We start from the raw sequence: 16004 nt of genomic DNA on the forward strand, positions 1-16004 counted from the left end.
TGCAATGAGGAAATTGCTGTCTTTCCGAATGCCACCCTGCGATTCTTTCAGGAAGATTAGAAACGGAATTCTAAAAGCGGGATTTCGTCGTTTTGTGACGGACGGGTGGCGCTCGGGCTGCATCTGGCCCATAAAACACTGTGTGTCCGAAACTATTCGGACACAGAATTTTTCATTAAAAGCAGGTGCGGATTTCCGCGTGCCTCAGGTGGCGAGCCTGCGGCGCGTCGCTTTCCAGCCAAGACAGATCGCTGCCAGGAGCAGGACCGTCTGAGCTACGACAAATGGTGGCTCGTTGCCGTTCGGCGCCAGATCGTTGAGGGTTTCGACCTTGAGGAAGGCCTGCACGATCAACACGAACATATTGAGATAGAGGCTGATCGTGGCAGTAATCGAATAGATGGTGCGCGATCTGCCATTGAGACCGTATCCGTAAAGCGCAACGAGGGCGATTGCCAGAAAGAGGGTCGAGATGATGCCGACGCCGAGTGCGGGGGTGAAATTCCCGATGGGGAACAGAAAACCCGTAAGCGTGGTGGCAAGCGTGGTGACGAGAAAAACCGCCGTCATGCGCGGCATCCACCGCCCCACCGCATAAGCGGGCAGGGCGATCAGTCCGGTGGCAATGCCGATGAGGCTTATGGCCACATGCAATGCCGTGAATTGGGGAATGGTCAGTCCAAGGATCATGATACGTCTCCCACTATTCGGTTTTGCCTGCACGATACCGGCTGGCGGCAAGTGCATGCGACAGATTGGGCCTCAACGCCGCGCGGGCTGCAAGGAAATTTTCAAGGTCGGCCGTATCGGGCAGGGAAGGAATGGTCATCGCCTCACCAAGGTCGAGACCGGCAAGGGCCGCATCCACCATGTCGTGCACATCCATGACCATGGCGGCCGGAATGGCGTCGAGCCGCTCCTCTTCCCATATCGCAGTGCGGGTGATGCCGGGCAGCACCGCCTGAACCCGTACCCCAGACGGTGAAAGCTGCGCCTGCAGCGCCTCGGTAAAGGCGAGCACGAAAGCCTTTGTGGCCGGATAGACGGCGGTGAATGCCGCCGGCATCAGAGCCGTGACAGAAGTCATGTTGATGATCGTGCCTTTGCCATCCTCGGCAAGACGCGGCGCGATGGCTGCCGCGAGCCGGGTGACGGCAAGAATGTTGAGATTGATCATTGTCGTCACATAGGCAGGGTCCAGCGCAGTGATTGCGCCTTCTCCGGCGATTCCGGCATTGTTGACGAGGCCCGTGATGCGGCGGTCTTCGCGCAACCGAGCCTCGACCTTTTCGAGGTCTTCCGCCCTGGAAAGATCGGCGCTGAGAACCTCGACGGCAATGCCGTGGTCCCTTTCCAGCTGCGCTGCCAGAGCCTTCAGCTTTTCCGCACGCCGCGCCACGAGGATGAGATCGTGGCCGCGTCTTGCGAGGCGTTCGGCGTAAACGGCGCCGATACCATCGGATGCGCCGGTGATGAGAAAGGTGTTCTGTGTCATGTCCGTGTCTCCGGTGCGGGGTGGTTTCAGGCGTTGATGAAGGCGAGAAGGTCGGCGTTGAACCGGTCCTGATGGGTCTGCGTCAGGCCGTGATCGGCACCCTCGTAGATTTTGAGGACCGCATGTTTGACTATTCTGACCGTGGAAAGTGCTGAAGCGCCGACCGGCACGATCTGGTCGTCATCGCCATGCAGCACCAGCGTCGGCTTGTCGAAAGCCTTCAGGTCCTGGTGGAAATCGCTTTCCGAAAAGGCGCGGATGCTGTCGAGCTGACCTTTCAGGCCGCCCATCATTCCCTGCCGCCAGAATTCCTCGCGAATACCTTCCGAAATCACGGCGCCTTCGCGGTTATAGCCGTAAAAGGGAATGGTCAGGTCCTTGAAGAACTGGCTGCGATTGTCATAGGTGCCCTTGCGGATGCCATCGAAGACATCGATCGGCAGGCCGATGCTATTGCTTTCTGTCTTCAGCATCAGGGGCGGCACCGCGCCGATGAGGGCGACCTTGGCAATGCGATCCGTGCCGTGGCGGCCGACATACCGCGTCACCTCGCCGCCGCCGGTGGAATGGCCGACCAGAATGATGTCGTGGAGATCGAGCTGTTCGATCAGTTCGGCCAGATCGTCGGCATACTGATCCATGGTATTGTTGTGCCAGACCTGATCCGAGCGACCGTGGCTGCGGCGGTCATGGGCAATGGTGCGGAAACCGTTGTTGGCGAAGAACACCATCTGTGCATCCCAGGTATCGGCGCTGAGCGGCCAGCCATGGGAGAAGATGATGGGCTGGCCGTCCTTCGGGCCCCAGTCCTTGTAGAAGATGTGCGTTCCGTCTCTGGTGGTGATCGTTGTCATGGCTCTCTCTCCTGTTGTGGGGGAGCTTGCTTGCGTCCCGTAGGAATAGAGATACTCTTGATGCAGCCGGGACTGGATTGGCGCTTCTGACAGAAAGCGTGCCGAAACTGACAAAACGGGGGTGTTGGTGCATGACGGGTGCAATGGGAAGCGCGCTGGAAGTGGGGCTTGTCCTCTATCGGGACTGCCAGATCGCCATGGTGCATGGCATTACCGATCTTTTCGCCATCGCTTCTGTATTTTCACAGGATCGCGGCGGCCCGAAATTGCGGGTCAGTCACTGGAGCATGGGGGAGCGTGGCGAATTCTCCCGCTGTCATGATACCGATCCAGGCCCGGGGCATCCCGATATTTTTGTTGTACCCGGGAGGCTGACCGGGCCGGCCGAAATCGAGGAGGCCGAGCCTTACGCCCGCTGGTTGCTCGACCGGCACGCGCAAGGCGCGACGCTGGCGGCCAGTTGCGGCGGTTCCTTCATGATCGCCGCGACCGGGCTTCTCGCCGCCCGGCCCGCCACGACCCACTGGCTGTTTGCCGAGCGGTTTCGGGAGCGTTTTCCCGATGTGCGGTTGGAAATAGACAAGATCGTCATTGAGGACGGCGATATCATCACCGCTGGCGGGCTGATGGCGTGGACAGATCTTGGCCTGCGCATCGTCGATCGGCTGCTTGGCCCTTCGGTCATGATCGAGACCGGTAAATTCCTTCTGATCGATCCTTCCGGACGGGAGCAGCGCCATTATAGCAGCTTCGCCCCAAGGCTGATGCATGGCGACGAACCGATCTTGAAGGTGCAGCACTGGCTGCAGACCCGCGCCGGGCGGGCGACAAGTGTGAACGACATGGCCAGCCATGCCGGGCTGGAGGAGCGAACGTTCCTGCGCCGCTTCAAGGCGGCGACCGGCATGAAGCCCATTGAATATGTCCAGCATCTGCGGATCGGCAAGGCGCGGGAACTTCTTGAGTTCACCCGCCGTTCGGTCGATCAGATCGCGTGGTCGGTGGGTTATGAGGACGCTGCCGCCTTTCGACGTGTGTTTCACCGCATTCTCGGGCTTTCGCCGGGGGAATATAGAAACCGTTTTTCCAGCAATTCGGCCATGGCTGCCGCCTGAAACTCACCTGCGGCTGCGCCGGCGCTAACGCAGGCCGTTACCAAATAGCGAGTGTTTGCTAACGTGCCAGACAGGTTTGACGCGGGCATATTCCGTCGTCATCAAGGCGGACGCGGAGCCGCGCGCCAATATGGCGGCGCATTTGGGCGGCAGTCCTGAGCGATCAAGGTGCTTCTGCGTTCCCGCGCCATGGCTGAGTGAGGCGGAAAGAGCAGAGGCGGCAATGGCTTATGCGCTGGCCCGCCGGTAAAGGGCAAGGGAAGCGGCAAGCGTCAGCAGCGCGCCGCCGCAGATGCGGTCAAGCCACAGCGCGCCGGACTTGCGCAATAGTCTGACCGCCTGCGCGCCGAACAGGGCGTATCCGAACATCACGATGAAATCGATGCCAGCGAAGACCAGTGCAAGCATGGCATATTGCTGGATTTGCGGCGCGGCGGGATCGATGAATTGCGGCAGGAAGGCCGAAAAGAAGAGGTATCCCTTGGGATTGGTCACGGCGACGAGAAAGCTCTTCAAAAAGATCGAGCGCGCCGATTTAGACCCGTTTACCTCCGCAGGGCCAAGAGCGCCATCAAGCGTGCCCCTTGAGCGCAAAAGCACGACGCCGAGGAAAACAAGGTAACAAACACCCACCCATTTGACGACACCGAACCAGAATTCCGAGGCTGCCAGGAGGGCACCCAATCCCAGCGCGACTGCGCCGATCAGGACGAAATCCGAAAGGACGGCACCGGACATGCCGATCATGGCGCGACGAACGCCGAATTTCGAGCCATTGGCTAGCGCCAGCAAAACGGTGGGTCCGGGTGTCGCTATGCCGATAAAGGCGACCATGGCAAAGGCCAGAAGCGTCACGTCGATCATATTTTCCTCCCCGAGGTGGCGGACATTCCCGGCGATATCGCCACACCCATCCATGTCAGCCTTCCCTAGAGCGGGAGAATACAGGCTTTCCCGGTTATGACAATCTGGGTGGTTTCCTGGAAAGAAGGGTGTCCCAACCGCGGCCGGTAGCAACGTCGCGTGTGCATTTCGTCATCCTTGGCGGGGCAAGGGTAACGTCACCTCAAAAGAGGAGGGCGCATAAACAACGCAAGTCGTCGAGTGATAATCCATAATTTTAGTATACTATTGAATCGCGCAACGATCTTTCAACAATGACCGGCACAATAAAAGACCATGCCGTGCAAGCCGCGCCCCTCATCAGGCATTCTGCAGGAGTATGCGCGGCCTGGAAGAACGGCCGCAGCAGCGTCGGCCTCAGCCCATCTTCCAACCATTCGCGGACGTGCACTATGCCTCTTTCCCATATTTCCCATTTCGCCTTTCTGGTTCCCGGCAATTATCACGATGAGGACCCCGCAAAGGGGCTGGAAGAAACCCTTGAACTTTTTGAAGCCGGGGAGGCGCTGGGCTATCACAGCGCCTGGGTGCGTCAGCGCCATCTGGAACGGGGCGTGTCCTCGGCAGCCACTTTTCTTGCGGCTGCATCGCAGCGCACGAAGCGGATCGGGCTGGGCACAGCCGTCATCCAGCTCGGTTATGAAAATCCTTTCAGGCTGGCCGAAGATCTCGCTACCGTTGATGTCCTGTCACACGGGCGGCTGAATGTTGGCGTCTCGGTGGGCGCGCCGCCCTTTGCGCATCTCATTTCGGACTATGTCGATATTGCTGCCGATGCGGATTACAGCCACGCCCGCGCGGAAAAGCTGGCGAAGGCGTTGAGATCGGAACCTTTATCCAGTGACACCGAGGCTGGGAATGCCGCCGGCGCACAGGTGCCACGCCTTCGGCCCTTCGCCAAAGGTTTGACCGACCGTCTGTGGTATGGCGGCGGATCACAGAATTCCGCCCGTTGGGCCGGCAAGGCAGGGTTCAATCTTCTGACCGGCAATATTGTCAGCGGTGAAAATACCGATGATTTCTTGACCGCGCAGGCAGCCCTTGTCGCCCGCTTCCGCCATGAATGGGTGCATGAGCGTCAGCCGCGTGTCGCGCTTGGCCGGGTGATCCTGCCGACCGATAGCGCAAGTCCCGCGACACGCCGCCGTTATGCGGAATTCGCTGCTGAGCGGGACAAGCGCACGCATGCGCCGCATGGCGCCCGCCGCACGCTGTTCCTGCCCGACATTGTTGGCACGACTGAGGAGATTCTGGAGAAGCTGTCGCGTGATCCCGTGCTGCCGCATGTCTCGGAGTTCCGTCTGGAATTGCCCTATGAGTTTCAGCCGGAAGATTATCGCCAGATCGTCACGGATTTTGCCTCTGCCGTACCGCAGCTTTCCGGCGGCCGACCGGTTTTGAAAGTAGCGGCGCGTCAATAAGATGTCCTGGCACCCACCATTGTCGTATACGGCGGAAATGGTGGTCGATGACGGTGTGGCGCTTTACCCGCGCCACATTTTCGGTTCAATCGGGATTAGGCAGACCATAGCGGTCGCGGATCGTCGCACCTTCATATTCACGCGGATAAACGCCGCGGTCCTGCAGCACCGGCACGACCTTTTCGACAAATTCGGCAATATCGTCAGGCGCGCGCGGCGGCTGCAGGGTGTAACCATCCACCGTGCCATCCTGCCAGAGATCAATAATGCCGTCCGCCACTTCTTCCGGTGTGCCGAGCAGCAGCCGGTGGTGCCCCTCGGAGCGGCGCACGGCCTCACGGGCGGTGAGTTTTTCGTGGGTCAGCAGCTCGGAAAGGCCAAGCCCCATGCCAACGGCCCATTGCCGGTTCTGATCGGGAATGAAGCGTTCGCCATCGAGTTTTATGTCCGGGTTGAAATCGCGCGGATCAATGCCGTTTTCTTTCGCGAAACGCGCCAGAAGCCCATCTTCCGAGCCGGTCCCGCTGAAGAGTTCATGCTTGCGCAGTGCTTCCTCACGGGTCTCGCCGAGAATGACGACAAGGCCGGGAACGATGCGGATGCCGGCGGGATCGCGGCCGAAAGAGACGGCGCGGTCACGCACTTTTTTGCCAAAGGCCTGACCTGCCGGGCGTGACAGGATGTTGCAATAGATGATCTCGCCATGGCGAGCCGCCAGATCGATGCCTCCTTCGGAAGCGCCGGCCTGCGCGATGACGGGATGTCCTTGCGGCCCGCGCGGCACGTTGAGTGGACCCTTTACGTGGAAATATTGGCCCTCGTGATCGATGGTTTCGGCCGTTGCCGCATCCCAGAACCGGTCTTCCGGCACCTCACCTTCGCGGCGCGGATCCCAGCTCGACCAGAGCTTTTTCGCAACATCGAGAAATTCGGTGGCCTTGGCATAACGTTCGCTACGCGGCGGTAGCGGATCGTTGCCGAAATTGGCGGCGACATTGGGATTGAAGGAGGAGACGATATTGACGATCAGCCGGCCACCGGTGACCACGTCGATAGACTGCGTCCGTCTCGCAAAATTATAGGGCGAATTATAGGTGGAGGATATTGTCGCCACAAAGCCGATATCCGGCACCTGCGCGGCTAGCGAGGTCGAGAGGATGAGCGGGTCGATGGTGTGAAACGGGCGGCTTGCCGGGTCGGTCAACAATGCCGGGTGGTCGGAGAGAAAAACGGCGTCGAACCGGCCTTTATGGGCCAGTTCCGTCAGCCGCCGGTAATAGCCGATGTCGTTGATATCGTGCCGGTCTCCGCTCCTGTATTTCCAGGCATTGGGAAGATATCCCGTCGTGTTGATGCCGACATTGAGATTGAGCCGGCGTTTGGTGTTGCTCATGCTTTTATTTTTCCGTCTGTGTGCGATTTCCAGCCTGCAGCTGGTGCAATTGTCCGAAAGCGTAACAGCCGCGATTGTGGTCGCGAGTTAAAAATCCTTGCGGTTCGAAGAAGAAAAACTTTCGGCGCGATGCACAGCCGAATGGAGAAGATCAAATGAGCGGGAGATGATCTGACCAAAAATCCCATTAATCTAGAAAGGATATACCGTCCTCACGCCTGAGGGTGGGTAGGGTAGAAACGATTTTCCTCAATCGGGCTTCAAATAGTACACTTTATCTATAGAAAATATTTTGTGGCGTGTAGCGTGGGGTTCAGATCGTAATTTCGAGGACGAATCCTATGGCCGATGCCGCCCTTCGCCAGGTAACTCAACCGGTAACCCTTTGGTACACGCGCTGCCCGGCGCCGACGCCGCTTTCCATCGCGGTGCAGCTCGGCTGGATAGAGGAACGTTTCGCTGGCCATGGCATTTCCGTGTCCTCCATTCGTGATTCCGCCGATCCGGCCATCCGGCAAAGCCATTTCGATCACCGCCTGGACTGGTCCTTCCGTCAGGGCGGTAACATCCCGCCAATCTGGGCGAAGGCGGGTGGTCGGCACACGCGGCTGGTGGGGTTGACGAGGACCGATGAGTTTCAGGCGGTCATAGCGCTACCCGCAAGCGGCATAAACAAGGGCGGCGATTTGAAGGGGCGGCGCATTGGCCTGCCGAAACGTCCGAATGAAACGATCGATTTCCAGCGCGCCACATCGCTGAAGGGCATCGTATCGGCACTCACGGTTTCCGATCTCACCATTGCGGATGTCGAGCTTGTCGATCTGACTGCCCGGGAGCCGGTGCTACTGGGCCCGGAGGATGAGCGGTTCCATGGTCTGCGCCGGCGGCTTCCCTATGGCGAGGAAATTGCTGCACTTCACCGGGGGCAGATCGATGCGTTTTTCGTCAAGGGCGCGGAAGGTGTCACTGTCGCCAATCTCATCGGTGCGCGGGTCGTCGTATCGACTGGGTTTCATCCCGATCCGAAAATTCGCATCAATAATGGCACGCCGCGCCCCTTGACGGTGGACGCCACCTTTGCCGATGAGCGGCCCGATCTGGTGGCGGAACTGGTGGCCACGGTCCAGCGGGTTGCCGAATGGGCTAAGGAAAATCCGGCGGAAGCCGTGCGTTTTATCGCCCGCGAAATCGGTGTCAGCGAGGAGGCGGTTCTCGCCGCCAATGGCGCGGATGTGCATCGTAATCTGAGGCTCGACCTCGATCCCGCCGAGCTGTACGCGCTCAGCCATTTCAAGGATTTTCTGCTGGAATGGAAATTCATTCCCGAAGATTTCGATGTGCGGGATTGGGCCGATCCACACGCCCTGTCTTCGTTGAGAGATACGGCGCAACACGATGCCGGAAAGTGAGGGCGCCATGACAACCAGCATTCTTGTGACGGGCGCAACGGGCAAGCTCGGCCAACGTGTCGTCAACCGTCTTTTGCAAAAACAGACAAAGGTTCGGGTATTCACCCGCAGGCCCGAGGAAGCGTTGAAGCTCTGGGGCGACACGGTCGATATTGCCGCGGGAAATTTTTCCGATCCCGCGAGCCTGAAGGAGGCCTCACGCAGCATAGACAGGGTCTTCCTGCTTTCTCCCATCGGTGAAACGCTGGTGGCTGACCAGAATGCGGTGATCGACGCGGCTCTCTCTGCCGGTGTGTCGCGGATCGTGAAAATATCAGGTTCCGACTGGACCATCAAAAACCCGGCACGCTCCATCTCGGGTGCCGCCCATGCTGCGGTGGAAGCGCATCTGGCGGGAAGCGGCATAGCGCATACGGTGCTGCGGCCGAATGCCTGGATGCAGGTGGCGTTGGAACCCGTCGTTGTCGCCTTGCGAAACGGCGAGGACGTGCCTGCCCGTTTCGGCAACGCGGCCGTCTCCTTTATCGATGCCGACGATATCGCCGATGTCGCGGTGCAGGTGCTGACTGCCGGCGCACCGCCAGCCGGCACCCTGGTGCTGACCGGCGGCGAAGCCCTGTCGGCGCTGGAAATCGCCCGCATCGCGGCCCGTATATTGCGTCGGCCGGTCGGAGTTTCGCCCAATGCAACCTCGACCATTCCGGCGCATATCGGCGCGTTCGAACAGAAGGCCATCGCCGAATTCGGGCAGCTGATCGGCGAAGGTCTCGCGGCATCGACCAAAGATACTGTCGAACGGATTATCGGCCGACCACCCCGCACCGTGGAGAATTATCTGCGCGCCCGATTGGCCGCCGCCCCGCAGGGTGATCATTCCGAAGGAGAAAAGACATGGCGCTGACCGTTGCTTTGCCCGAAGGGCTGGAGCTGAGAGGCCCTGCCGATTTCGCAGAGAGCCCACTCAGCCGGGCGGCAAGACAGCCGCTGATGCTGGGGTTGTTCCTCAATCTGCAGGACATCAATTTTTCGAGCCTTCCCACCAGCAATAGCTGGACCTTCGATTATAATGTGGAGCTGGTGAAGCGTGCGGAGGAGCTTGGTTTCGAAATAGCCTTCAGTCGCACGCAATGGCTGCCAAAGGGTGGTTATGACGGAGAATCCTCGCTCGACAGTTTCATTGCGCTTGGCGCGATGGCGGCGGTGACGAAGAGCATTTTGCTGATCTCCACCATTCACGTTCTTTACGGGCCTCTGCATCCGCTGCATCTCGCCAAATATGGCGCGACGTTGGATCATATCGCCAAAGGGCGCTGGGGCATCAACATCGTCACCGGCCACCGTGCCATCGAACATGAAATGTTCGGCTGGCAGCGGATCGATCATGACAAGCGTTATGACATGGCAGGGGAATTGTTCGATGTGCTTCACCGCCTTTGGGGAGAAACGGAGAACTTTTCCTATGAGGGCAAGCTCAATCCGTGGGCGATCAATAATGGCTGGATCACGCCGAAGCCCGCCTTCGGCCGCCCGCCACTGGTGACGGCGACCGGTTCGCCCGCCGGCATCGATTTCGCTGCCCGTCATTCCGATCTGGTTTTCGTCACTTCGCCGGGCGGTGCGCATATAGACAGTGCGCTGGAAACGCTTCCCGATCATGTCGCCAACATCAAGAACCGCGCCAAAGCCTATGGTCGGCAGGTGAAGACGATCATCAATCCGATCATTGTCAGCCGCGATACGGAGAAGGAGGCGATCGCCTATGCCGATGCCATTGAGGCCGGAAAGCCGCAGCCTGGGACCCGCGCTTTCGCCACCAACAATTACGACAGCGATGCCCATGCCTGGCGCGGCCGCGGCGATGCGCGCCACAAGCAGGGTCGTAATCTCGGCGGCAATATCGAAATCATCGGTTCGCCGGAACAGGTGGTCGAGCAGCTTGTCGGCCTGAAAAAGGCGGGGATCGATGGCGTTCAGCTGAATTTCTACGATTTCCGCGACGACCTCAATTATTTCGCCGAGCGTATTCTGCCCTTGATGAAGGAGGCGGGCCTGAGGCTCTGACGCCTTTCCAGCCCTGATTTTCTTATCCCAAGCCAATCCTTCGCAATCGTCCGATTGCGAAAACGATGTTTTTTGCCCTCAGGAGATACCGTGAATATCGCCGTCGATCCCGTTAAGACACCCGCCCCGAAAATCATCGACCGGATCGGGACCTATGTTCCCGAACTCGTCTCCATCCGCCACGACCTGCACCAGCATCCCGAAATCGGCTTCGAGGAGGTGCGCACGTCAGGCATCGTCGCTGAAAAGCTTGCTTCTTGGGGCATCGAGGTTCATCGCGGTTATGGCAAGACCGGCGTGGTTGGCGTGCTGCGCGGCCGTCATGCGGGCAATCGCTCCATCGGGCTCCGGGCCGATATGGATGCCCTGCCGATGCCGGAGGAAACCGGTCTGCCCTATGCGTCCGTCTATCCCGGAAAGTTCCATGGCTGCGGGCATGATGTACACACCACCATCCTGCTCGGCACCGCCCGCTATCTGGCGGAAACCCGCGATTTCGCCGGCACGGTGGTGTTCATTTTCCAGCCTGCCGAAGAGGGGCTGGGCGGCGCGCGCGCCATGATTGCCGATGGACTGTTCAAGGATTTTCCCGTCGACGAGATTTACGGGCTGCACAATTCCACCCACGCCGCGCCCAATCACCTCAAGGTTTCGCCGGGCACCATTCTGGCTGGTGCGGATTTCTTTGACATCCGGCTGAAGGGCCGGGGCGCTCACGCCGCGCATCCCGATGTCTCCCGCGACCCGGTGCCGGCGACAGGTGAGCTGATCCAGGCGCTGCAGACCATTGTCAGCCGCAACGTATCGCCGACCGATCCCGCCGTGCTGTCGATTACGCGCATCGAGGCTGGATCAGCCTATAACGTCATTCCCGAAACGGCCGCGATTGCCGGAACGGTGCGGGCCTTCTCCGACAGCGTGCGCGAAACCATAAGAGGCCGCATCCGCACCATCTCGGATCACGTCGCCGCCGCGTACGGCCTCACGGCCGAGGTGGATATTCGCGACATATTCTCGGTTCTCACCAATGACGATCCATCGGTGGAGATCGTTGCTGGTGTGGCGCGCGAGGTTCTGGGAGACGAACGCGTTTCTACCGAGCCCGGCCGCTTCATGGGCAGCGAGGATTTTGCCGATCTTTTGAAACACGCACCGGGTGCGTTTTTCACCCTTGGCCGTTCCGGAACGGTGCCTGCCCACAATCCCGGTTTCATCGTCGACGACGACATCCTGCCCGTCGGTGCGACCCTGTTCGCGCGGCTGGTGGAAACCCGGCTGAAACCTGCCTGAAAATTTAAAAAACAAGTCTGTAAGAGGAAACATCCATGGATATTACAAGACGTAAGACATTGCTTTTGAGTGCCGCCCTGGCTGGAGCCACGTTGCTGCCATCCCTGCCGGCGCTGGCGGCGGAAACGCCGAAAAAGGGCGGGATCGTCACTCTTGCGGGTCTCGGCGAGCCGACAACGCTGGTGCCGCTTTCCGATTCAAATACGCGCACCCGAGCCATTTCAACCAAAATCCTGGAGGGGCTGGTGCGGTTCGACAGCGAGTTCAAACCGCATCCAGTTCTGGCGGAAAGCTGGGAAACATCGGCCGATGGGCTGCGCTACACTTTCAAGCTGCGCAAGGGTGTCAAATGGCACGATGGCAAGGATTTCACGTCGCAGGACGTCAAATTTTCGTTGCTTGCCTTCAAAAAGGTTGGGCCACGCGGGCGCATCACCTTCGCCAACGTTGCTGATATCGAAACGCCTGATCCGCTGACGGCCGTGGTGGTGCTTTCCAAACCCGCGCCTTATCTTTTGCGGGCGCTGACGGGCGGCGAAACGCCCATATTGCCAGCCCATGCCTATGCTTCGGAAAACTACAATGAAAGCCCGAACGGCAATGCGCCAATCGGCACAGGCCCCTTCGTGTTCGAGGAATGGAAACGCGGCAGCTACGTGAAGCTGAAGAAGAACCCGGATTATTGGCAGGCCGATCTGCCTTACCTCGATGGTTTCGTGGCACGGTTCGTTGCCGATGCGGCGTCCACCACCATTTCCGTGGAGACGGGTGAGGCGGATTACACCGCCGATGTCTCCTACAGCGATCTTGAGCGCCTGCGGCAAAATCCGAAACTGGCTGTGGAGGTCTATACCGACGCTTATCTCAACAATGCGGCCGTGTTTGAGTTCAATCTGGAGAACCCAATTCTGGCGAAGAAGGAGGTGCGTCACGCGCTGGCCCATGCCATCGACCGCGATTTCATCAATGACGCCATCTTCTTCGGGACTGCGAAACCTGCCGGCTCAAACATCCCGGCAGTCTTCACCGCCTATAATGACGAAAAGCCCTTCACCTATCCCTTCGATCTCGCCAAGGCGAATGAGCTGCTGGACAAGGCCGGTTACCCAAAGGGCGCGGATGGCACCCGCTTTTCGCTGCGGCTCGCCTTTCTGCCGTCCGACGTCTTCCGTAAAACGTCCGAATATCTCCGCTCATCCTTCGGCAAACTCGGCGTGAAGGTTGATATTGTGGAGGGCGATCTCGCCACCTTCATCAAGCGCGTTTATACCGAGCGCGGTTTCGACCTGACGGTGAACGGCATCAGCCGGTTGTTCGATCCGACGGCGGGCGTGCAGCGTCTTTACTGGTCCGATGGCATCAAGAACCCCGCGCCATATGTCAACGCCGCCCACTATAACAATCCCACGGTGGACGATCTTTTCCGGGCGGCCGCCATCGAGGTTGATGAAACGAAGCGGGCCGCGCAGTTCCATGAGATCCAGAAAGTCGTCGGCGATGACCTGCCGAATTTCTCAATTGTTGCTTTGCCGACCGTCATTCTACGCAACACCAGCCTGAAATCACTCGTAACGACCATCGACATTGCCTATGGCGATCTGGCGACGGCCTGGAAAGGCGAGTGAGGACAGAAATCCGATGACCCTGCGGCGCGAGAGTTATGACGAACTTTTCTCCGCATTCAATGTCATCCTCGGTCTTGCACCGAGGATCTGCCACGGCATCCTACGCCTTGCAGGTTGCAGATGCTGGGGACAGGCCTCAGCATGACGAAGGAGAGGTTTTGCGCCAACAGCATCTCACCAGAACCCGGCAATTCTGCCGGGTTTTTTATTGCCGAAACCCACCCTCCATCCTGTTTGCACCTTCGCGCGGCACGCCCGTTTCAGGGAAAAACTTTGCGCATGAAACAGGTCGGGCGAAACAGCGATACCACCCGTGAAAATTTAGAAAAAATCAATTTCATCAACAATTTAGCGCAAAGGAATTCTTCGTTTCCAAGCAAGAATTGCTTTCTGGACCCACGCTTTGCCCGCCTGCACTGTGGGCTGGAAATCTCACGCTCACATGATGGATGCCATGGCCAAGGATACGCTTTTTTTGATCGCTCCCGGTTTTGAGGACCCCAAGCACCCCGGTGTCCGGTTCGTCTGCCCGCATTGTAACCAGATCGAGGGTTTGCTTGCCGCGTTTCCTGACCTTGCCGCTGGGATCGATATCCACCGCGTCGGGTTCCAGCGCCCGCGTGAGGCGGTTATCGCCGCCGTTGGGGAGGAAAATCAGTCGCTGCCGCTGTTCATCTTCGCCAGCGACGCGCCTACCGACGCGACGGTCAAGGGCGAGGCGCATTTCATTCAGGACACCAAACGCATTTTGCAAATCCTCGCCGAGCGTCACGGGTTCCCGCAGCTGCATTGAGTTGCCGCACCCCGCATATCGGATTTTTCGGAGACAGACATGACCATTTCCAGACGCCAGTTTCATAAGATAGCACTTGCTGCCGGCGCATTCGTAGCACTTCCGGGCGGGTCTTTCGCCGCGGCCGAAGAGCCGGTTTCGGGCGGCACACTGAAGATCGTGTATTTCCCTGAGCCGACCCAGCTCGTGGCCATCAATACCAGCGCGGGTGGCCCGCAGTTCATCGGCTCGAAGATTTATGACGGGCTTCTGACCTATGACTACGAGCTTTCGCCCAAGCCGAGCCTTGCCAGGGAATGGAGCGTTTCGGCGGACGGGCTGGAATATGTTTTCCACCTCCAGCCCACGGCCAAATTCCATGACGGCAAACCGGTGACATCGGCGGATGTGGAATTTTCCATCCTGCGGCTAAAAGAGGCCCATCCACGCGGTCGGGCGACGTTCGCGAATGTTGAAAGCGTCGATACATCCGATCCGCTTGTTGCAAAGGTGAAGCTCTCCAAGCCGGCGCCGGGCCTGATTACCGCGCTCGCCTCCTCTGAATCGCCTATCGTGCCGAAGCACATCTTCGAAACCTTCAAACCGACCGACAATCCCAAGCCTGCCCAGATCATCGGCAGCGGCCCCTTCGTGCTGAAGGAATGGGTGCCGGGCAGCCATATCCTGCTGGAGAAAAATGCCGACTATTGGGATGCACCGCGCCCTTATCTCGACCGCGTCATCATCCGCCTCATCAACGATGCGGGCGCCCGCGCGGCGGCGCTGGAAACCGGAGAAGGGGATATTGGCCCCAACCCGGTGGCGCTCGCCGATCTGGAGCGGCTGAAAGCAATCCCGACACTGAAGGTGGATGACCGCATCTATGCCTATGCCGGCCAGCAGAACCAGCTGGTCATCAATCTTGAGAACGAATATCTGAAGGAACTGAAGGTCAGGCAGGCGATTGCCCACGCCATCGATGTTCCGGCGCTCATCGATACCGTGCTTTACGGTTACGCCGTGCCATCGCCGACACCGATCAGCCCCGGTCTTGCGAAGTTCCACAATCCCGATATCGGGTTTGCCAAGTTCGACGTCGCGCAGGCGGAAAAATTGCTGGATGAGGCGGGTTTCCCGCGCAAGGACGGCGGCAAGCGCTTCAAGCTCCGCGTCACCACAAACCCCTTCAATCCGCAGACCTATTCGGATTTCATCGCACAGGCTCTGTCGAAAATCGGCATCGAGGCGGATATCCAGAAATTCGATTTCGCCACCTATGTGAAGGTGGTCTATACCGACCGCACCTGGGACCTTTCGGTGGAATCCCTCTCCAATACTTTCGATCCGACAGCCGGCGTCCAGCGCGTCTACTGGAGCAAGAACTTCAAGATCGGTCTGCCGTTCTCCAATGCCAGCCACTATTCTAATCCTGAGGTGGACAGGCTGCTGGAAGCTGCGGCGGTGGAGCCTGACATCGAGAAACGCGCTGCCTTCTTCAAGGAGTTTCAGGCCGTTGTCGCGAAAGATCTTCCCGTCATCAATCTCGTCGCTCCCATCCAACCGGTCGTCGGCAGCGTGCGCATCAAGGATTATGCGACGGGGGCCGAAGGTCTCAGCGGCAATCTCGCGAAAGCCTGGGTGACAAAGGAGGCGTAGAGCCTCCTCC

14 protein-coding genes are annotated in these 16004 nt (G+C 59.1%); 9 read left to right on the forward strand and 5 right to left on the reverse strand.

The window, feature by feature from the left end; all coding sequences use genetic code 11:
• Nucleotides 1–204 precede the first annotated feature (204 nt).
• From ACFVTJ_RS11760 to ACFVTJ_RS11770, 3 genes are read right to left on the reverse strand one after another with little or no spacing between them, the layout of a single operon-like run.
• Nucleotides 205–690 carry a hypothetical protein gene (locus ACFVTJ_RS11760; protein WP_386907500.1) on the reverse strand — a complete coding sequence of 162 codons (486 nt, stop codon included), beginning with the start codon at nucleotides 688–690 and terminating at the stop codon, nucleotides 205–207.
• A gap of 13 nt (nucleotides 691–703) precedes the next feature.
• Entirely contained in the window at nucleotides 704–1495 is a 792-nt protein-coding gene (locus ACFVTJ_RS11765; RefSeq protein WP_386907502.1) for an SDR family NAD(P)-dependent oxidoreductase, read from the reverse strand.
• A gap of 26 nt (nucleotides 1496–1521) precedes the next feature.
• Nucleotides 1522–2349, reverse strand: a complete 828-nt coding sequence (locus tag ACFVTJ_RS11770; RefSeq protein ID WP_386907504.1) for an alpha/beta fold hydrolase — start codon at nucleotides 2347–2349, stop codon at nucleotides 1522–1524.
• 131 nt (nucleotides 2350–2480) lie between these two features.
• Between ACFVTJ_RS11770 and ACFVTJ_RS11775 the strand changes: the two genes are divergently transcribed.
• Nucleotides 2481–3464: a GlxA family transcriptional regulator gene (locus ACFVTJ_RS11775; protein ID WP_386907506.1), complete on the forward strand. Its 984-nt coding sequence runs from the start codon at nucleotides 2481–2483 to the stop codon at nucleotides 3462–3464.
• 228 nt (nucleotides 3465–3692) lie between these two features.
• Here the strand turns inward: ACFVTJ_RS11775 and ACFVTJ_RS11780 are convergent, their stop codons facing one another.
• Nucleotides 3693–4328, reverse strand: coding sequence for a LysE family translocator (locus ACFVTJ_RS11780; RefSeq protein WP_386907508.1), 636 nt, complete (start codon nucleotides 4326–4328; stop codon nucleotides 3693–3695).
• Nucleotides 4329–4759: 431 nt separating this feature from the next.
• On the opposite strand from ACFVTJ_RS11780, the gene ACFVTJ_RS11785 reads away from it, so the two are divergent.
• Nucleotides 4760–5788 carry an LLM class flavin-dependent oxidoreductase gene (locus ACFVTJ_RS11785; RefSeq protein WP_386907510.1) on the forward strand — a complete coding sequence of 343 codons (1029 nt, stop codon included), beginning with the start codon at nucleotides 4760–4762 and terminating at the stop codon, nucleotides 5786–5788.
• Between the two features lie 85 nt (nucleotides 5789–5873).
• Here ACFVTJ_RS11785 and ACFVTJ_RS11790 read toward each other — a convergent pair whose 3' ends face one another.
• The gene (locus ACFVTJ_RS11790) at nucleotides 5874–7181 is read right to left on the reverse strand and encodes an NtaA/DmoA family FMN-dependent monooxygenase (RefSeq protein WP_386907512.1); all 1308 of its coding nucleotides are present in this window, start codon (nucleotides 7179–7181) and stop codon (nucleotides 5874–5876) included.
• A 341-nt stretch (nucleotides 7182–7522) separates the two neighbouring features.
• On the opposite strand from ACFVTJ_RS11790, the gene ACFVTJ_RS11795 reads away from it, so the two are divergent.
• The 7 genes from ACFVTJ_RS11795 (at nucleotide 7523) to ACFVTJ_RS11825 (ending at nucleotide 15994) form a co-directional block, all read left to right on the forward strand.
• Nucleotides 7523–8590: an ABC transporter substrate-binding protein gene (locus tag ACFVTJ_RS11795; protein WP_386907514.1), complete on the forward strand. Its 1068-nt coding sequence runs from the start codon at nucleotides 7523–7525 to the stop codon at nucleotides 8588–8590.
• 7 nt (nucleotides 8591–8597) lie between these two features.
• Entirely contained in the window at nucleotides 8598–9491 is an 894-nt protein-coding gene (locus ACFVTJ_RS11800) for an NmrA family NAD(P)-binding protein (protein ID WP_386907516.1), read from the forward strand.
• Nucleotides 9482–10651, forward strand: coding sequence for an LLM class flavin-dependent oxidoreductase (locus ACFVTJ_RS11805; RefSeq protein ID WP_386907518.1), 1170 nt, complete (start codon nucleotides 9482–9484; stop codon nucleotides 10649–10651). The genes ACFVTJ_RS11800 and ACFVTJ_RS11805 overlap by 10 nt, the downstream gene beginning before the upstream one ends.
• Nucleotides 10652–10741: 90 nt before the next feature.
• The gene (locus ACFVTJ_RS11810) at nucleotides 10742–11941 is read left to right on the forward strand and encodes a M20 aminoacylase family protein (protein WP_386907520.1); all 1200 of its coding nucleotides are present in this window, start codon (nucleotides 10742–10744) and stop codon (nucleotides 11939–11941) included.
• A gap of 35 nt (nucleotides 11942–11976) precedes the next feature.
• Complete coding sequence (locus ACFVTJ_RS11815; RefSeq protein WP_386907522.1) at nucleotides 11977–13566, forward strand: ABC transporter substrate-binding protein; 1590 nt, start codon at nucleotides 11977–11979, stop codon at nucleotides 13564–13566.
• Nucleotides 13567–14008: 442 nt separating this feature from the next.
• Nucleotides 14009–14359: a DUF3088 domain-containing protein gene (locus tag ACFVTJ_RS11820; RefSeq protein WP_386907524.1), complete on the forward strand. Its 351-nt coding sequence runs from the start codon at nucleotides 14009–14011 to the stop codon at nucleotides 14357–14359.
• Nucleotides 14360–14398: 39 nt separating this feature from the next.
• Complete coding sequence (locus ACFVTJ_RS11825; protein ID WP_386907526.1) at nucleotides 14399–15994, forward strand: ABC transporter substrate-binding protein; 1596 nt, start codon at nucleotides 14399–14401, stop codon at nucleotides 15992–15994.
• The last annotated feature ends 10 nt before the right edge of the window (nucleotides 15995–16004 follow it).

It is taken from the genome of Agrobacterium sp. NPDC058088, assembly GCF_042885035.1.
In the GTDB taxonomy this organism is placed as follows: domain Bacteria; phylum Pseudomonadota; class Alphaproteobacteria; order Rhizobiales; family Rhizobiaceae; genus Agrobacterium.

Coding starts and splice junctions, on each gene's coding strand:
- ACFVTJ_RS11795 (WP_386907514.1), top strand. CDS start 7,523: ATGGCCGATGCCGCCCTTCGCCAGGTAACTCAACCGGTAACCCTTTGG.
- ACFVTJ_RS11790 (WP_386907512.1), bottom strand. CDS start 7,181: ATGAGCAACACCAAACGCCGGCTCAATCTCAATGTCGGCATCAACACG.
- ACFVTJ_RS11815 (WP_386907522.1), top strand. CDS start 11,977: ATGGATATTACAAGACGTAAGACATTGCTTTTGAGTGCCGCCCTGGCT.
- ACFVTJ_RS11785 (WP_386907510.1), top strand. CDS start 4,760: ATGCCTCTTTCCCATATTTCCCATTTCGCCTTTCTGGTTCCCGGCAAT.
- ACFVTJ_RS11820 (WP_386907524.1), top strand. CDS start 14,009: ATGATGGATGCCATGGCCAAGGATACGCTTTTTTTGATCGCTCCCGGT.
- ACFVTJ_RS11760 (WP_386907500.1), bottom strand. CDS start 690: ATGATCCTTGGACTGACCATTCCCCAATTCACGGCATTGCATGTGGCC.
- ACFVTJ_RS11800 (WP_386907516.1), top strand. CDS start 8,598: ATGACAACCAGCATTCTTGTGACGGGCGCAACGGGCAAGCTCGGCCAA.
- ACFVTJ_RS11765 (WP_386907502.1), bottom strand. CDS start 1,495: ATGACACAGAACACCTTTCTCATCACCGGCGCATCCGATGGTATCGGC.
- ACFVTJ_RS11805 (WP_386907518.1), top strand. CDS start 9,482: ATGGCGCTGACCGTTGCTTTGCCCGAAGGGCTGGAGCTGAGAGGCCCT.
- ACFVTJ_RS11780 (WP_386907508.1), bottom strand. CDS start 4,328: ATGATCGACGTGACGCTTCTGGCCTTTGCCATGGTCGCCTTTATCGGC.
- ACFVTJ_RS11770 (WP_386907504.1), bottom strand. CDS start 2,349: ATGACAACGATCACCACCAGAGACGGAACGCACATCTTCTACAAGGAC.
- ACFVTJ_RS11825 (WP_386907526.1), top strand. CDS start 14,399: ATGACCATTTCCAGACGCCAGTTTCATAAGATAGCACTTGCTGCCGGC.
- ACFVTJ_RS11775 (WP_386907506.1), top strand. CDS start 2,481: ATGACGGGTGCAATGGGAAGCGCGCTGGAAGTGGGGCTTGTCCTCTAT.